Raw genomic sequence first — 12,319 nt, forward strand, 5'->3', positions numbered from 1 at the left:
GAATTGCGCCTCCTTTTAACGGGCGTATTGCGCCCGGTGGGAATAGCAGCCGGAGTCTGAAATCCAATGCAAAATCAGCAAATCCGTATCAGGTTGAAGGCTTTTGACCATCGCCTGATCGACCAATCAACCCAGGAAATCGTGGAAACCGCGAAACGTACTGGTGCTCAAGTGCGTGGTCCAATTCCACTGCCTACCCGTAAAGAGCGGTTCACTGTTCTGGTTTCCCCGCACGTCAACAAAGACGCGCGTGACCAGTACGAGATCCGCACTCATAAGCGCGTTCTGGATATCGTCCAGCCAACGGATAAAACCGTTGATGCACTTATGAAGCTTGATCTTGCGGCCGGTGTGGAAGTGCAGATCAGCCTCGGCTAAGACTCGGTCTTGGTCGTGTAACGCTCTGAAATGGGCGGCCATAGCGGGTGAAAGCCCCGTACACTCATGAGGTTTACAACATGACTATTGGTGTAGTCGGTCGTAAAGCGGGTATGACCCGTATTTTCACCGAAGAAGGTGTCTCCATTCCGGTCACGGTCATTGAGATCGAGCCGAATCGCGTCACCCAGTTCAAAACTGAAGAAACCGATGGCTATCGTGCAGTGCAAGTCACTGTCGGCGAGCGTCGTGCTTCCCGTGTAACAGCTGCTCAGGCTGGCCACTTCGCCAAGGCGAACGTTGCCGCTGGTCGTACCGTAATGGAATTCCGCCTTGAAGAAGGCGAGTACCAGGCCGGCGATCTGATCAACGCTGAAATCTTCGCTGCTGGTCAACTGGTTGATGTAACCGGTCAGTCCAAAGGTAAAGGCTTCCAGGGTACGATCAAGCGTTGGAATTTCCGCGGGCAAGATAACACCCACGGTAACTCCGTATCCCACCGCGTCCCAGGCTCTATCGGCCAGTGCCAGACTCCTGGTCGTGTATTCAAGGGCAAAAAAATGTCCGGTCATATGGGCGCTGAGCGCGTGACCGTGCAGTCCCTGGAAGTAGTGCGCGTGGACGCTGAACGCAATCTGTTGCTGGTCAAGGGTGCTGTTCCTGGCGCTACTGGCGGCAACCTGGTTGTACGTCCAGCAGCCAAGGCTCGCGGTTAAGGGGAAGCTGACATGCAATTAAATGTAAATGACGCTCAAGCGATCGAAGTTTCCGAACTGACATTTGGCGGCGAATTCAACGAGACGCTGGTTCACCAAGCAGTCGTGGCCTACATGGCCGGCGGCCGTCAAGGTAGCAAGCAGCAAAAGACCCGTTCCGACGTTCGTGGTGGCGGTAAGCGCCCATGGCGTCAGAAAGGTACTGGCCGTGCTCGTGCCGGTACTATCCGTAGCCCAATCTGGCGCGGCGGCGGCACCACTTTCGCAGCTCGTCCACAGGATCACTCCCAGAAGCTGAACAAGAAGATGTACCGCGCAGCAATGCGTTCCATCCTTGCTGAGCTGGTGCGTACTGATCGTCTGGTCGTGGTTCAGGATTTCGCAGTTGAAACTCCGAAAACCAAAGACCTGCTGGGCAAACTGAACAACATGAGCCTGACCGATGTTCTGATCGTGTCGGACGCTGTTGATCAGAACCTGTACCTGGCTGCTCGCAACCTGCCGCACGTAGATGTACGTGACGTGCAAGGTTCCGATCCAGTTAGTCTGATCGCATACGACAAGGTGTTGATCACCGTGTCGGCCGTGAAGAAATTCGAGGAGCTGCTGGGATGAACCAGGAACGCGTATTTAAAGTTCTGCTTGGCCCGCACGTTTCCGAGAAGGCTACGGTTCTGGCAGACAAGAAAGGCCAGTTCGTTTTCAAGGTTGCTACTGACGCAACCAAGCTGGAAATCAAGAAGGCCGTCGAAAGCCTGTTCAGCGTGAAAGTTGAGCGTGTTACTACCCTGAACGTTCTGGGTAAGAGCAAGCGCACCGCTCGCGGTCTGGGCAAGCGTAATGACTGGAAGAAGGCAGTTATCTCCCTTCAGCCAGGCCAAGATCTCGATTTCAGCAGCAGTGCTGAGTAAGGAAGGGGTGCATCATGGCAATCGTTAAATGCAAACCGACTTCCCCTGGCCGCCGTTTTGTGGTCAAGGTGGTCAACCAGGAGCTGCATAAAGGCGCTCCTCACGCACCGCTGCTCGAGAAAAAATCGAAGTCTGGTGGTCGTAACAACAATGGCCGTATTACCACTCGTCACATTGGTGGTGGTCATAAGCAGCATTATCGTCTGGTCGACTTCCGTCGCAACGACAAAGATGGCATCGCTGCCACTGTCGAGCGTATCGAATACGATCCAAACCGTACTGCTCACATCGCTCTGCTGCTGTACGCAGATGGCGAGCGTCGCTACATCATCGCCCCTAAAGGCGTGAGCGCTGGCGACCAGCTGATCGCAGGTGCTCTGGCGCCGATCAAGCCGGGCAACGCTCTGCAACTGCGCAACATTCCAGTTGGTAGCACCGTACACGGCATCGAACTGAAGCCAGGTAAGGGCGCACAAATCGCTCGTTCCGCTGGTGCTTCGGCTCAGCTGATCGCTCGTGAAGGCGTTTACGTGACCCTGCGTCTGCGTTCCGGTGAAATGCGTAAAGTACTGGCTGAGTGCCGTGCGACCCTGGGCGAAGTCTCGAACTCCGAGCACAGCCTGCGTTCGCTGGGTAAAGCTGGTGCCAAGCGCTGGCGTGGCGTTCGCCCAACCGTTCGTGGTGTTGCCATGAACCCGGTTGACCACCCACATGGTGGTGGTGAAGGTCGTACCTCTGGTGGTCGTCATCCGGTATCGCCATGGGGCTTCCCGACTAAGGGCGCGAAGACTCGTGGTAATAAGCGTACCGACAAAATGATCGTCCGTCGTCGCAAGTAAATAGAGGGATACGACAGTGCCACGTTCTCTGAAAAAAGGTCCTTTTATTGATCTTCACCTACTGAAGAAGATCGAAGTGGCGGCGGAAAAGAACGATCGCAAACCAATTAAGACTTGGTCGCGTCGTTCGATGATCCTGCCACAAATGGTCGGTCTGACCATCGCAGTACACAACGGTCGTCAGCACGTCCCAGTTCTCGTAAACGAAGACATGGTCGGCCACAAACTGGGCGAGTTCGCCGGTACCCGCAACTATCGCGGGCACGTGGCAGACAAGAAAGCCAAGCGTTAAGGGGTAAGGAAATGGAAGTAGCCGCTAAGTTGTCGGGCGCTCGAATCTCCGCCCAGAAAGCCCGCTTGGTCGCCGACCAGATCCGCGGGAAGAAGGTGGGCGAAGCGCTCAACCTGTTGGCTTTCAGCAGTAAGAAAGCCGCCGAGATCATGAAAAAAGTGCTGGAGTCGGCCGTAGCCAACGCCGAGCATAACGAAGGCGCAGACGTTGATGACCTGAAGGTCAGCACCGTTTTCGTCAACGAAGGGCGTTCGCTGAAGCGCATCATGCCACGTGCCAAAGGCCGTGCTGATCGCATCGTCAAGCGGTCTTGCCATATCACTGTCAAGGTTGCTGACAAGTAACGGAGTCGAAGAGATGGGTCAGAAAGTACATCCCATTGGCATTCGCCTGGGAATCGTCAAGGAGCACACCTCCGTCTGGTACGCAGACGGTCGGACTTATGCGGACTACTTGTTCGCTGATCTGAAGGTGCGTGAATACCTCCAAGACAAACTAAAAAGCGCGTCCGTAAGCCGTATCGATATCCATCGTCCGGCCCAAACTGCACGCATCACCATCCACACCGCTCGTCCAGGTATCGTTATCGGGAAGAAAGGTGAAGATGTTGAGAAACTGCGTCAGGACCTGACCAAGCAAATGGGTGTGCCTGTGCACATCAATATCGAAGAGATCCGCAAGCCGGAGCTCGACGGTATGCTGGTTGCGCAGAGCGTAGCTCAGCAGCTGGAGCGTCGTGTAATGTTCCGTCGCGCCATGAAGCGCGCTGTACAGAACGCCATGCGCATTGGTGCCAAAGGCATCAAAATCCAAGTGAGCGGTCGTCTCGGCGGTGCTGAAATCGCACGTACTGAATGGTATCGCGAAGGTCGTGTGCCACTGCACACCCTGCGTGCCGACATCGACTATGCCAACTACGAAGCTCACACCACTTACGGTGTGATCGGTGTAAAGGTTTGGATCTTCAAAGGCGAAGTAATTGGTGGTCGCCAAGAAGAGCTGAAGCCACAAGCACCAGCGCCTCGTAAAAAAGCTGCTAAGTAAGGGGTACGCCAAATGTTGCAACCTAAGCGTACGAAGTTCCGCAAGCAGATGACCGGCCACAACCGTGGTCTGGCACTGCGCGGTAGCAAAGTCAGCTTCGGCGAGTTCGCGCTGAAGTCTGTAGCTCGTGGTCGTCTCACCGCTCGTCAGATCGAGTCAGCGCGTCGTGCTCTGACCCGTCACGTAAAACGTGGCGGCAAGATCTGGATCCGTGTATTCCCGGACAAGCCGATCTCCAAAAAGCCTCTCGAGGTTCGTATGGGTAAAGGTAAGGGTAACGTGGAGTACTGGGTTGCCCAGATTCAGCCAGGCAAAGTCCTGTATGAAATCGAGGGTGTTTCTGAAGAGCTGGCGCGTGAGGCTTTCGCCCTGGCTGCTGCAAAGCTGCCGCTCGCCACCTCCTTTGTTAAACGGACGGTGATGTGATGAAAGCGAATGAACTTCGTGAAAAATCCGCACAGCAGCTGAACGAGCAACTGCTCGGCTTGCTGCGCGACCAGTTCAATCTGCGCATGCAGAAAGCAACTGGCCAGTTGGGGCAGTCTCATCTGCTCTCGCAAGTTAAGCGTGACATCGCTCGCGTGAAGACTGTGCTCAACCAGCAGGCAGGTAAGTGATCATGGCTGAAGCCGAAAAAACTGTCCGTACGCTGACTGGCCGTGTTGTCAGCGACAAGATGGACAAAACCATCACCGTTCTGATCGAGCGTCGCGTTAAGCACCCGATCTACGGTAAATACGTTAAGCGTTCGACTAAGCTGCACGCGCACGACGAAACCAATCAGTGCCATATCGGCGACAAAGTCACTATTCGTGAAACTCGTCCGATGGCCAAGACCAAGTCTTGGGCGCTGGTTGATGTTCTCGAACGCGCTGTGGAAGTCTAAGGGCTAGGGGTCGGAGAAATTATATGATTCAGACTCAATCCATGCTCGATGTGGCCGATAACAGCGGCGCTCGCCGTGTTATGTGCATCAAGGTGCTGGGTGGCTCCCATCGTCGTTACGCTGGTATCGGTGACATCATCAAAGTTACCGTGAAGGAAGCAATTCCTCGCGGTAAGGTGAAAAAAGGCCAAGTGATGACTGCTGTTGTAGTCCGCACTCGTCACGGCGTACGTCGTGCTGATGGCTCCATTATCCGCTTTGATGGCAACGCTGCTGTTCTTCTGAACAACAAGCAAGAGCCGATCGGCACCCGTATCTTTGGGCCAGTGACCCGTGAGCTTCGTACTGAGAAGTTCATGAAGATCGTCTCGCTCGCCCCAGAAGTGCTGTAAGGAGATCCGACATGCAAAAGATTCGTCGTGACGACGAGATCATCGTGATCGCCGGCAAAGACAAAGGTAAGCGCGGTAAGGTGCTGAAGGTTCTTGCTGACAACCGTCTGGTTGTTGGTGGTCTGAACCTGGTCAAGCGTCATACCAAGCCTAACCCGATGTCGGGCGTACAGGGCGGTATCGTCGAGAAAGAAGCGCCACTGCACGCTTCCAACGTCGCCATCTTCAATGGCGAAACCAACAAGGCTGACCGCGTTGGTTTCAAAGTAGAAGACGGTAAGAAAATTCGTGTCTTCAAGTCGACCCAAAAAGCGGTTGATGCTTGAACACTGCTAGGTAGAAGACCATGGCACGACTAAAAGAGATTTACCGGAAGGAAATCGCTCCGAAACTTAAGGAAGAACTTAAGCTTTCGAACGTGATGGAAGTTCCGCGCGTTACCAAAATCACCCTGAACATGGGTCTGGGCGAAGCGATCGGCGACAAAAAAGTCATCGAGCACGCTGTTGCTGACCTGGAAAAGATCACCGGCCAGAAAGTCGTTGTGACCTACGCTCGCAAATCCATCGCTGGCTTCAAAGTCCGTGAAGGTTGGCCGATCGGCGTCAAAGTGACCCTGCGCCGTGAGCGTATGTACGAGTTCCTGGATCGTCTGCTGTCGATCTCCCTGCCTCGGGTTCGCGACTTCCGCGGCCTGAATGCCAAGTCCTTCGATGGTCGTGGTAACTACAGCATGGGCGTGAAAGAGCAGATCATTTTCCCGGAAATCGACTACGACAAGATCGATGCTCTCCGCGGTCTGGACATTACCCTGACCACCACTGCCAAGAACGATGATGAAGGCCGCGCTCTGCTGCGTGCTTTCAAATTCCCGTTCCGCAACTGATTGGAGTAGGAAAATGGCCAAGAAGAGCATGAAAAACCGTGAGCTGAAGCGTCAGCTCACCGTTGCCAAGTACGCCGTCAAGCGTGCAGCGCTTAAAGCTATCATCGTCGATCTGAACGCAAGTCCAGAAGCGCGTTGGGAAGCTACCGTAGCTCTGCAGAAGCAGCCACGTGATGCAAGCGCTTCGCGCATGCGTAACCGCTGCCGCCTGACTGGTCGTCCGCACGGCGTTTACCGCAAGTTCGGCCTGGGCCGTAACAAGCTGCGTGAAGCGGCAATGCGTGGTGACGTTCCAGGTCTGGTTAAAGCCAGCTGGTAAAAGCTGTCAAAGTCTTGATGGTCGGGCTCGCAAGAACCTGACCATCGGTGACCTTGAACATGAATCAAGCCCCTTTTGGGGCTTGATTCATTTCTGGGGTGTGTCTAGAATGACCGGCTCGCCTGAGCCCGTGTTTTTCTGCCCGGAGTTTCTCGGCGACAAGTAGTAGCCGCAAGGCTAATTTTTCTGTATTAGGAGCGTCTAGCCCATGAGTATGCAGGACCCGTTAGCGGACATGCTAACTCGAATCCGTAATGCCCAGATGGCTGAAAAGTCCGTCGTAAGCATGCCTTCTTCCACGTTGAAGGTGGCTGTAGCCAAAGTCCTGAAGGACGAAGGTTACATCGCGGGTTATCAGATCAGCAGCGAAACCAAACCACTGCTGTCTATCGAGCTGAAATATTTCGAAGGCCGTCCGGTTATCGAAGAAGTCAAGCGCGTTAGCCGTCCAGGCCTGCGTCAGTACAAGTCCGTCGAAGAACTGCCAAAAGTACGTGGCGGTCTCGGCGTGTCTATCGTCTCCACCAACAAAGGTGTGATGACTGATCGTGCTGCGCGCGCTGCCGGTGTCGGCGGCGAAGTTCTTTGCACTGTGTTCTAAGGGGGGATAAGCATGTCTCGCGTCGCTAAGAACCCCGTTAAGCTGCCAGCCGGTGTCGAAGTAAAATTCGCAGGCCAACAGCTTTCGGTGAAGGGTGCCAAGGGTACTCTTGAACTGAACGTCCATTCGTCCGTTGAGATCGTTGAAGAAGCCGGTGAGCTGCGTTTTGCTGCTCGCAATGGCGATCAGCAGACTCGCGCAATGGCCGGTACCACTCGTGCGTTGGTAAACAACATGGTCCAAGGCGTAAGCCAAGGCTTCGAGCGCAAGCTCCAGCTGGTCGGTGTTGGTTACAAAGCGCAAGCAAAAGGTCAGGTGCTGAACCTGGCTCTTGGCTTCTCGCACCCAGTGGATTACGAACTGCCGGAAGGCATCACCGCTGAGACTCCTAGCCAGACCGATATCCTGATCAAGGGCATCGACAAGCAGCTGGTAGGTCAAGTGGCCGCCGAGATCCGCGACTTCCGTCCACCAGAGCCGTACAAAGGCAAAGGTGTGCGCTACGCGGACGAAGTCGTCCGTCGTAAAGAAGCCAAGAAGAAGTAGGGCATAGCAAATGACCGACAAAAAAGTTACTCGACTGCGTCGCGCTCGCAAAGCACGCCTGAAAATGCACGAACTCGAAGTCGTGCGTCTCTGCGTGTTCCGCTCTTCGCAGCACATCTACGCCCAGGTCATTTCGGCCGACGGCAACAAAGTCCTGGCAAGCGCCTCGACTTTGGATAAAGAACTGCGTGATGGCGCCACTGGCAACATCGACGCGGCCACTAAGGTTGGCCAGCTGGTCGCTACGCGTGCTAAGGCCGCTGGCGTCTCGCAGGTGGCTTTCGACCGCTCTGGCTTCAAGTACCACGGCCGCGTTAAAGCGCTGGCTGATGCTGCTCGTGAAGCTGGGCTGGAGTTCTAAGTTATGTCAAATAACGACCAAAAGCGCGACGAAGGCTACATCGAGAAGCTGGTTCAAGTTAACCGCGTAGCCAAAACCGTAAAAGGCGGCCGTATCTTCACTTTCACCGCGTTGACCGTGGTTGGTGATGGTAAAGGGCGTGTTGGCTTCGGCCGTGGCAAGTCGCGTGAAGTGCCTGCTGCGATCCAGAAGGCAATGGAAGCTGCTCGCCGCAACATGATCCAGGTTGATCTGAACGGCACCACTCTGCAGTACGCAATGAAGTCTGCTCATGGCGCTTCGAAGGTGTACATGCAGCCTGCTTCTGAAGGTACCGGTATCATCGCTGGCGGCGCTATGCGTGCTGTCCTCGAAGTTGCTGGCGTTCAGAACGTTCTGGCCAAGTGCTACGGCTCGACTAACCCTGTAAACGTGGTTCACGCCACTTTCAAGGGTCTGAAGGCTATGCAGTCTCCTGAATCCATTGCAGCCAAACGTGGTCTGCGTGTTGAGGAGATCAAGTAATCATGGCTACCGTTAAAGTTACGCTGATCAAAAGCATGACCGGCCGCATCCCTAACCACAAACTGTGCGTTAAGGGTCTGGGTCTGCGTCGCATCGGTCACACTGTAGAAGTCCAGGATACTCCCGAGAATCGCGGGATGATCAACAAGGCTTACTACATGCTGCGTGTCGAGGGTTAATCGATGAAACTCAATGATCTGAGTCCAGCGCCGGGTTCCCGTCGCGAAAAGCATCGTCCGGGCCGTGGTATCGGTAGTGGTTTGGGTAAGACTGGTGGCCGTGGTCACAAAGGTCAGACTTCCCGCTCCGGTGGCACCATTGCTCCAGGCTTTGAAGGCGGTCAACAGCCGCTGCATCGTCGCCTGCCGAAGTTCGGTTTCGTTTCCCTGAAGGCTATGGATCGCGCAGAAGTGCGTCTGTCCGAGCTGGCTAAAGTGGAAGGCGACATCGTCACCGTGCAGTCCCTGAAAGATGCCAACGTGATCAACGTCAACGTACAGCGTGTGAAAATCATGCTGTCCGGTGAAGTGACTCGCGCTGTCACTATCGGCAAGGGAATCGGCGCCACCAAAGGTGCGCGTGCGGCTATCGAAGCAGCTGGCGGCAAGTTCGAGGAATAAATGGCTAAGCAAGGTGCTCTCTCTGCGCTCGGCAAAGGCGGTATGTCTGAACTTTGGGCTCGTCTGCGTTTTCTGTTCCTGGCGATTATCGTCTACCGAATAGGCGCACACATCCCGGTTCCAGGTATCAACCCGGACCGACTCGCAGACCTGTTTCGACAGAATGAGGGGACCATTCTTAGCTTGTTCAACATGTTTTCCGGCGGCGCGCTGGAGCGGATGAGCATCTTTGCGTTGGGGATCATGCCGTACATTTCGGCATCGATCATCATGCAGTTGATGACCGCCGTCAGCCCGCAGCTGGAGCAGTTGAAGAAGGAAGGTGAAGCTGGCCGTCGCAAGATCAGCCAGTACACCCGCTACGGCACCGTCGTCCTCGCTCTCGTTCAGGCCATTGGCATGTCCATTGGTCTGGCGGGGCAGGGCGTTGCGTTCACTGGTGACTTTGGCTTCCATTTCGTCGCGGTTTCCACGTTTGTGGCTGGCGCGATGTTCATGATGTGGCTGGGTGAGCAGATTACTGAGCGTGGTGTAGGCAACGGTATCTCGATGTTGATTTTTTCGGGTATCGTCGCCGGTCTTCCGAGAGCAATCGGGCAGTCTTTCGAGTCTGCGCGTCAGGGCGATATCAACATCTTCGCCTTGGTTGCCATCGGTTTGCTGGCAGTAGCGATTATCGGTTTCGTGGTCTTCATTGAGCGTGGTCAGCGTCGTATCGCTGTTCACTACGCCAAGCGTCAGCAGGGCCGCAAGGTTTTTGCTGCACAGACAAGCCACTTGCCGCTGAAGGTGAACATGGCCGGCGTTATTCCGGCTATTTTCGCGAGCAGCATTTTGCTGTTCCCGGCTTCGTTGGGTGCCTGGTTTGGTCAGTCTGAAGGTATGGGCTGGTTGCAGGACATCTCGCAGTCGATCGCTCCTGGTCAGCCGTTGAATATTCTGCTGTTTAGTGCAGGGATTATTTTCTTCTGCTTCTTCTATACGGCGTTGATGTTCAATCCGAAAGACGTAGCGGAAAACCTGAAGAAGTCCGGTGCCTTTATTCCGGGCATCCGTCCAGGTGAGCAGTCCGCACGCTATATTGATGGCGTTCTGACTCGCTTGACCATGTTCGGTGCTCTTTACATGACGGCCGTGTGCTTGTTGCCCCAGTTCCTGGTGGTTGCAGCAAACGTTCCGTTCTACCTTGGCGGGACCTCGTTGCTGATCGTGGTCGTGGTTGTGATGGACTTCATGTCCCAAGTACAATCGCACCTCGTTTCGCACCAGTACGAATCCCTGATGAAGAAAGCCAACCTGAAGGGTTACGGCAGCGGCATGTTGCGCTGAGTACCCATAAGGTTCGAGGAGTTGGTGATGAAAGTTCGTGCATCGGTGAAAAAGCTGTGCCGTAACTGCAAGATTATTCGCCGCGAAGGTGTTGTTCGAGTAATTTGCAGCGCGGAACCGCGTCACAAACAGCGCCAAGGCTGAGTGTGATTGTGCTTCAAGCCCGGTAGCTAGTGCGCTACCGGGTTGATTATTTGTTATTACAGCGATATTATCTCGCGCCCTATTTCTTGGCTTCCGGGGCGTAGGTAGCTGTCAATTGGAGTCCCACTGAATGGCCCGTATTGCAGGCGTTAACATTCCAGATAACAAGCATACTGTTATCTCGCTGACCTACATCTATGGTGTTGGTCGCACTACTGCACAGAAGATCTGTGCAGAGACTGGGGTAAACCCAGCCGCAAAGATCAAGGATCTGAGCGACGAGCAGATTGAACAGCTGCGTGGCGAAGTGGCGAAGTTCACCACTGAAGGTGACCTGCGTCGCGAAATCAACATGAAAATCAAGCGCTTGATGGACCTCGGTTGCTATCGCGGTCTGCGTCATCGTCGTGGTCTGCCAGTACGCGGTCAGCGTACCAAGACCAACGCGCGTACCCGTAAAGGTCCGCGTAAGCCGATCCGCAAGTAATCGCCCCAGCGAATCGACAGGAATTTAATCATGGCAAAACCTGCTGCTCGTCCTCGTAAAAAAGTTAAAAAGACAGTGGTTGATGGCATCGCCCACATCCATGCCTCTTTTAACAACACCATCGTGACCATCACCGACCGTCAAGGTAACGCTCTTTCCTGGGCTACCTCCGGTGGTTCGGGTTTCCGCGGTTCCCGCAAGTCCACCCCGTTCGCTGCTCAGGTAGCCGCTGAACGTGCTGGTCAAGCTGCGCTGGAATACGGCCTGAAAAACCTCGACGTGAACGTCAAGGGCCCAGGTCCAGGTCGTGAATCCGCAGTCCGCGCTTTGAACGGCTGTGGCTACAAGATCGCCAGCATCACCGACGTGACGCCAATCCCGCACAACGGGTGCCGTCCGCCGAAGAAGCGCCGCGTGTAATCCAGGAGATTGTAAAGAATGGCTCGTTACATTGGTCCAAAATGCAAACTCGCTCGTCGCGAAGGCACCGATCTCTTCCTGAAGAGCGGCGTGCGCGCGATCGAATCGAAGTGCAACATTGAAGCAGCACCTGGTATCCACGGCCAACGCCGCGGTCGCCAGTCCGATTACGGCACCCAACTGCGCGAAAAGCAGAAGGTCCGTCGTATCTACGGCGTTCTCGAGCGTCAGTTCAGCGGCTACTACAAGGCTGCTGCCAGCAAGAAAGGTGCAACCGGTGAAAACCTGCTGCAACTGCTCGAATGCCGTCTGGACAACGTTGTATACCGTATGGGCTTCGGTTCGACTCGTGCCGAATCCCGTCAGCTGGTATCGCACAAGTCGATCAGCGTTAACGGTCAGACCGTAAACGTTCCGTCCTACCAGGTTCGTGCTGGTGACGTGGTTGCTGTTCGCGAGAAGGCAAAGAACCAACTTCGCATTGTCCAAGCTCTCGAGCTGTGCGCCCAACGTGGTCGCGTAGAATGGGTAGAGGTAGATGCTGAGAAGAAGTCGGGCGTTTTCAAGAACGTTCCTGCTCGCAGTGATCTGTCCGCCGACATCAACGAAAGCCTGATTGTCGAGCTCTACTCCAAGTAAGTAAG

The 12,319-nt window shown here is 54.8% G+C and carries 26 protein-coding genes; all 26 read left to right on the forward strand.

From position 1 onward, the window contains the following. Window positions 1-66: 66 nt before the first annotated feature. The 26 genes from rpsJ to rpsD all read left to right on the forward strand — a co-directional run bounded on the left by rpsJ (window position 67) and on the right by rpsD (window position 12,314). Window positions 67-378 (forward strand): 30S ribosomal protein S10, encoded by a 312-nt coding sequence (gene rpsJ / locus QLG12_RS18475; protein ID WP_003186070.1) that lies wholly within the window; start codon window positions 67-69, stop codon window positions 376-378. A gap of 80 nt (window positions 379-458) precedes the next feature. Further along, window positions 459-1,094, forward strand: a complete 636-nt coding sequence (gene rplC / locus QLG12_RS18480; RefSeq protein ID WP_007955641.1) for a 50S ribosomal protein L3 — start codon at window positions 459-461, stop codon at window positions 1,092-1,094. A gap of 12 nt (window positions 1,095-1,106) precedes the next feature. Next, window positions 1,107-1,709 carry a 50S ribosomal protein L4 gene (gene rplD / locus QLG12_RS18485; protein ID WP_003228735.1) on the forward strand — a complete coding sequence of 201 codons (603 nt, stop codon included), beginning with the start codon at window positions 1,107-1,109 and terminating at the stop codon, window positions 1,707-1,709. Next, a complete protein-coding gene (gene rplW / locus QLG12_RS18490) occupies window positions 1,706-2,005 on the forward strand; it encodes a 50S ribosomal protein L23 (RefSeq protein WP_002555488.1) in 300 nt (99 codons plus the stop codon). Before rplD ends, rplW begins: the two co-directional genes overlap by 4 nt. Before the next feature lie 14 nt (window positions 2,006-2,019). After that, a complete protein-coding gene (gene rplB, locus QLG12_RS18495; RefSeq protein WP_003186055.1) occupies window positions 2,020-2,844 on the forward strand; it encodes a 50S ribosomal protein L2 in 825 nt (274 codons plus the stop codon). A gap of 16 nt (window positions 2,845-2,860) precedes the next feature. Further along, complete coding sequence (gene rpsS / locus QLG12_RS18500; protein ID WP_011336172.1) at window positions 2,861-3,136, forward strand: 30S ribosomal protein S19; 276 nt, start codon at window positions 2,861-2,863, stop codon at window positions 3,134-3,136. A gap of 11 nt (window positions 3,137-3,147) precedes the next feature. After that, complete coding sequence (gene rplV, locus QLG12_RS18505; RefSeq protein WP_003103908.1) at window positions 3,148-3,480, forward strand: 50S ribosomal protein L22; 333 nt, start codon at window positions 3,148-3,150, stop codon at window positions 3,478-3,480. A gap of 13 nt (window positions 3,481-3,493) precedes the next feature. Continuing rightward, window positions 3,494-4,180 carry a 30S ribosomal protein S3 gene (gene rpsC, locus QLG12_RS18510; RefSeq protein ID WP_003176422.1) on the forward strand — a complete coding sequence of 229 codons (687 nt, stop codon included), beginning with the start codon at window positions 3,494-3,496 and terminating at the stop codon, window positions 4,178-4,180. Between the two features lie 12 nt (window positions 4,181-4,192). Further along, window positions 4,193-4,606 carry a 50S ribosomal protein L16 gene (gene rplP / locus QLG12_RS18515; RefSeq protein ID WP_003228729.1) on the forward strand — a complete coding sequence of 138 codons (414 nt, stop codon included), beginning with the start codon at window positions 4,193-4,195 and terminating at the stop codon, window positions 4,604-4,606. After that, window positions 4,606-4,797: a 50S ribosomal protein L29 gene (gene rpmC, locus QLG12_RS18520; RefSeq protein WP_002555481.1), complete on the forward strand. Its 192-nt coding sequence runs from the start codon at window positions 4,606-4,608 to the stop codon at window positions 4,795-4,797. The genes rplP and rpmC overlap by 1 nt, the downstream gene beginning before the upstream one ends. Window positions 4,798-4,799: 2 nt before the next feature. After that, on the forward strand, window positions 4,800-5,066 hold the full coding sequence (gene rpsQ, locus QLG12_RS18525) for a 30S ribosomal protein S17 (RefSeq protein WP_003194644.1): 267 nt from the start codon (window positions 4,800-4,802) through the stop codon (window positions 5,064-5,066). A gap of 23 nt (window positions 5,067-5,089) precedes the next feature. Beyond that, complete coding sequence (rplN, locus tag QLG12_RS18530) at window positions 5,090-5,458, forward strand: 50S ribosomal protein L14 (RefSeq protein ID WP_002555479.1); 369 nt, start codon at window positions 5,090-5,092, stop codon at window positions 5,456-5,458. A gap of 11 nt (window positions 5,459-5,469) precedes the next feature. Next, window positions 5,470-5,784 carry a 50S ribosomal protein L24 gene (gene rplX / locus QLG12_RS18535; protein WP_003186046.1) on the forward strand — a complete coding sequence of 105 codons (315 nt, stop codon included), beginning with the start codon at window positions 5,470-5,472 and terminating at the stop codon, window positions 5,782-5,784. Window positions 5,785-5,804: 20 nt separating this feature from the next. After that, on the forward strand, window positions 5,805-6,344 hold the full coding sequence (rplE, locus tag QLG12_RS18540) for a 50S ribosomal protein L5 (RefSeq protein ID WP_003210069.1): 540 nt from the start codon (window positions 5,805-5,807) through the stop codon (window positions 6,342-6,344). Window positions 6,345-6,357: 13 nt separating this feature from the next. Further along, window positions 6,358-6,663, forward strand: coding sequence for a 30S ribosomal protein S14 (gene rpsN, locus QLG12_RS18545; RefSeq protein ID WP_007955639.1), 306 nt, complete (start codon window positions 6,358-6,360; stop codon window positions 6,661-6,663). Between the two features lie 208 nt (window positions 6,664-6,871). After that, a complete protein-coding gene (gene rpsH / locus QLG12_RS18550) occupies window positions 6,872-7,264 on the forward strand; it encodes a 30S ribosomal protein S8 (protein WP_011336171.1) in 393 nt (130 codons plus the stop codon). A 12-nt stretch (window positions 7,265-7,276) separates the two neighbouring features. Further along, window positions 7,277-7,810, forward strand: a complete 534-nt coding sequence (gene rplF / locus QLG12_RS18555) for a 50S ribosomal protein L6 (protein WP_065259511.1) — start codon at window positions 7,277-7,279, stop codon at window positions 7,808-7,810. 10 nt (window positions 7,811-7,820) lie between these two features. Continuing rightward, window positions 7,821-8,171: a 50S ribosomal protein L18 gene (gene rplR, locus QLG12_RS18560; RefSeq protein ID WP_003186037.1), complete on the forward strand. Its 351-nt coding sequence runs from the start codon at window positions 7,821-7,823 to the stop codon at window positions 8,169-8,171. A gap of 3 nt (window positions 8,172-8,174) precedes the next feature. Then, window positions 8,175-8,675, forward strand: a complete 501-nt coding sequence (rpsE, locus tag QLG12_RS18565) for a 30S ribosomal protein S5 (protein WP_007955637.1) — start codon at window positions 8,175-8,177, stop codon at window positions 8,673-8,675. 2 nt (window positions 8,676-8,677) lie between these two features. Continuing rightward, complete coding sequence (rpmD, locus tag QLG12_RS18570; RefSeq protein WP_003176408.1) at window positions 8,678-8,854, forward strand: 50S ribosomal protein L30; 177 nt, start codon at window positions 8,678-8,680, stop codon at window positions 8,852-8,854. Window positions 8,855-8,857: 3 nt separating this feature from the next. Next, window positions 8,858-9,295: a 50S ribosomal protein L15 gene (rplO, locus tag QLG12_RS18575; protein ID WP_003228720.1), complete on the forward strand. Its 438-nt coding sequence runs from the start codon at window positions 8,858-8,860 to the stop codon at window positions 9,293-9,295. Then, window positions 9,296-10,624 carry a preprotein translocase subunit SecY gene (gene secY, locus QLG12_RS18580; protein WP_003228718.1) on the forward strand — a complete coding sequence of 443 codons (1,329 nt, stop codon included), beginning with the start codon at window positions 9,296-9,298 and terminating at the stop codon, window positions 10,622-10,624. Window positions 10,625-10,651: 27 nt separating this feature from the next. After that, window positions 10,652-10,768 (forward strand): 50S ribosomal protein L36, encoded by a 117-nt coding sequence (gene rpmJ, locus QLG12_RS18585; protein WP_002555468.1) that lies wholly within the window; start codon window positions 10,652-10,654, stop codon window positions 10,766-10,768. A gap of 130 nt (window positions 10,769-10,898) precedes the next feature. Further along, on the forward strand, window positions 10,899-11,255 hold the full coding sequence (gene rpsM / locus QLG12_RS18590; protein ID WP_009045849.1) for a 30S ribosomal protein S13: 357 nt from the start codon (window positions 10,899-10,901) through the stop codon (window positions 11,253-11,255). Window positions 11,256-11,285: 30 nt separating this feature from the next. Continuing rightward, window positions 11,286-11,675 (forward strand): 30S ribosomal protein S11, encoded by a 390-nt coding sequence (gene rpsK, locus QLG12_RS18595; RefSeq protein WP_002555466.1) that lies wholly within the window; start codon window positions 11,286-11,288, stop codon window positions 11,673-11,675. A gap of 18 nt (window positions 11,676-11,693) precedes the next feature. Then, window positions 11,694-12,314: a 30S ribosomal protein S4 gene (gene rpsD / locus QLG12_RS18600; protein ID WP_011336168.1), complete on the forward strand. Its 621-nt coding sequence runs from the start codon at window positions 11,694-11,696 to the stop codon at window positions 12,312-12,314. Window positions 12,315-12,319: the final 5 nt, after the last annotated feature.

Origin of the sequence: Pseudomonas sp. V88_4, assembly GCF_029967985.1 — a bacterium.
Lineage (GTDB): Bacteria > Pseudomonadota > Gammaproteobacteria > Pseudomonadales > Pseudomonadaceae > Aquipseudomonas > Aquipseudomonas glycinae.

Coding starts and splice junctions, on each gene's coding strand:
- rpmD (WP_003176408.1), top strand. CDS start 8,678: ATGGCTACCGTTAAAGTTACGCTGATCAAAAGCATGACCGGCCGCATC.
- rpmC (WP_002555481.1), top strand. CDS start 4,606: ATGAAAGCGAATGAACTTCGTGAAAAATCCGCACAGCAGCTGAACGAG.
- rpsN (WP_007955639.1), top strand. CDS start 6,358: ATGGCCAAGAAGAGCATGAAAAACCGTGAGCTGAAGCGTCAGCTCACC.
- rplC (WP_007955641.1), top strand. CDS start 459: ATGACTATTGGTGTAGTCGGTCGTAAAGCGGGTATGACCCGTATTTTC.
- rpsE (WP_007955637.1), top strand. CDS start 8,175: ATGTCAAATAACGACCAAAAGCGCGACGAAGGCTACATCGAGAAGCTG.
- rplB (WP_003186055.1), top strand. CDS start 2,020: ATGGCAATCGTTAAATGCAAACCGACTTCCCCTGGCCGCCGTTTTGTG.
- rplO (WP_003228720.1), top strand. CDS start 8,858: ATGAAACTCAATGATCTGAGTCCAGCGCCGGGTTCCCGTCGCGAAAAG.
- rplE (WP_003210069.1), top strand. CDS start 5,805: ATGGCACGACTAAAAGAGATTTACCGGAAGGAAATCGCTCCGAAACTT.
- rpsM (WP_009045849.1), top strand. CDS start 10,899: ATGGCCCGTATTGCAGGCGTTAACATTCCAGATAACAAGCATACTGTT.
- rplW (WP_002555488.1), top strand. CDS start 1,706: ATGAACCAGGAACGCGTATTTAAAGTTCTGCTTGGCCCGCACGTTTCC.
- rpsK (WP_002555466.1), top strand. CDS start 11,286: ATGGCAAAACCTGCTGCTCGTCCTCGTAAAAAAGTTAAAAAGACAGTG.
- secY (WP_003228718.1), top strand. CDS start 9,296: ATGGCTAAGCAAGGTGCTCTCTCTGCGCTCGGCAAAGGCGGTATGTCT.
- rpsD (WP_011336168.1), top strand. CDS start 11,694: ATGGCTCGTTACATTGGTCCAAAATGCAAACTCGCTCGTCGCGAAGGC.
- rpsQ (WP_003194644.1), top strand. CDS start 4,800: ATGGCTGAAGCCGAAAAAACTGTCCGTACGCTGACTGGCCGTGTTGTC.
- rplX (WP_003186046.1), top strand. CDS start 5,470: ATGCAAAAGATTCGTCGTGACGACGAGATCATCGTGATCGCCGGCAAA.
- rplV (WP_003103908.1), top strand. CDS start 3,148: ATGGAAGTAGCCGCTAAGTTGTCGGGCGCTCGAATCTCCGCCCAGAAA.
- rpmJ (WP_002555468.1), top strand. CDS start 10,652: ATGAAAGTTCGTGCATCGGTGAAAAAGCTGTGCCGTAACTGCAAGATT.
- rpsC (WP_003176422.1), top strand. CDS start 3,494: ATGGGTCAGAAAGTACATCCCATTGGCATTCGCCTGGGAATCGTCAAG.
- rpsJ (WP_003186070.1), top strand. CDS start 67: ATGCAAAATCAGCAAATCCGTATCAGGTTGAAGGCTTTTGACCATCGC.
- rplD (WP_003228735.1), top strand. CDS start 1,107: ATGCAATTAAATGTAAATGACGCTCAAGCGATCGAAGTTTCCGAACTG.
- rplP (WP_003228729.1), top strand. CDS start 4,193: ATGTTGCAACCTAAGCGTACGAAGTTCCGCAAGCAGATGACCGGCCAC.
- rplN (WP_002555479.1), top strand. CDS start 5,090: ATGATTCAGACTCAATCCATGCTCGATGTGGCCGATAACAGCGGCGCT.
- rplF (WP_065259511.1), top strand. CDS start 7,277: ATGTCTCGCGTCGCTAAGAACCCCGTTAAGCTGCCAGCCGGTGTCGAA.
- rpsH (WP_011336171.1), top strand. CDS start 6,872: ATGAGTATGCAGGACCCGTTAGCGGACATGCTAACTCGAATCCGTAAT.
- rplR (WP_003186037.1), top strand. CDS start 7,821: ATGACCGACAAAAAAGTTACTCGACTGCGTCGCGCTCGCAAAGCACGC.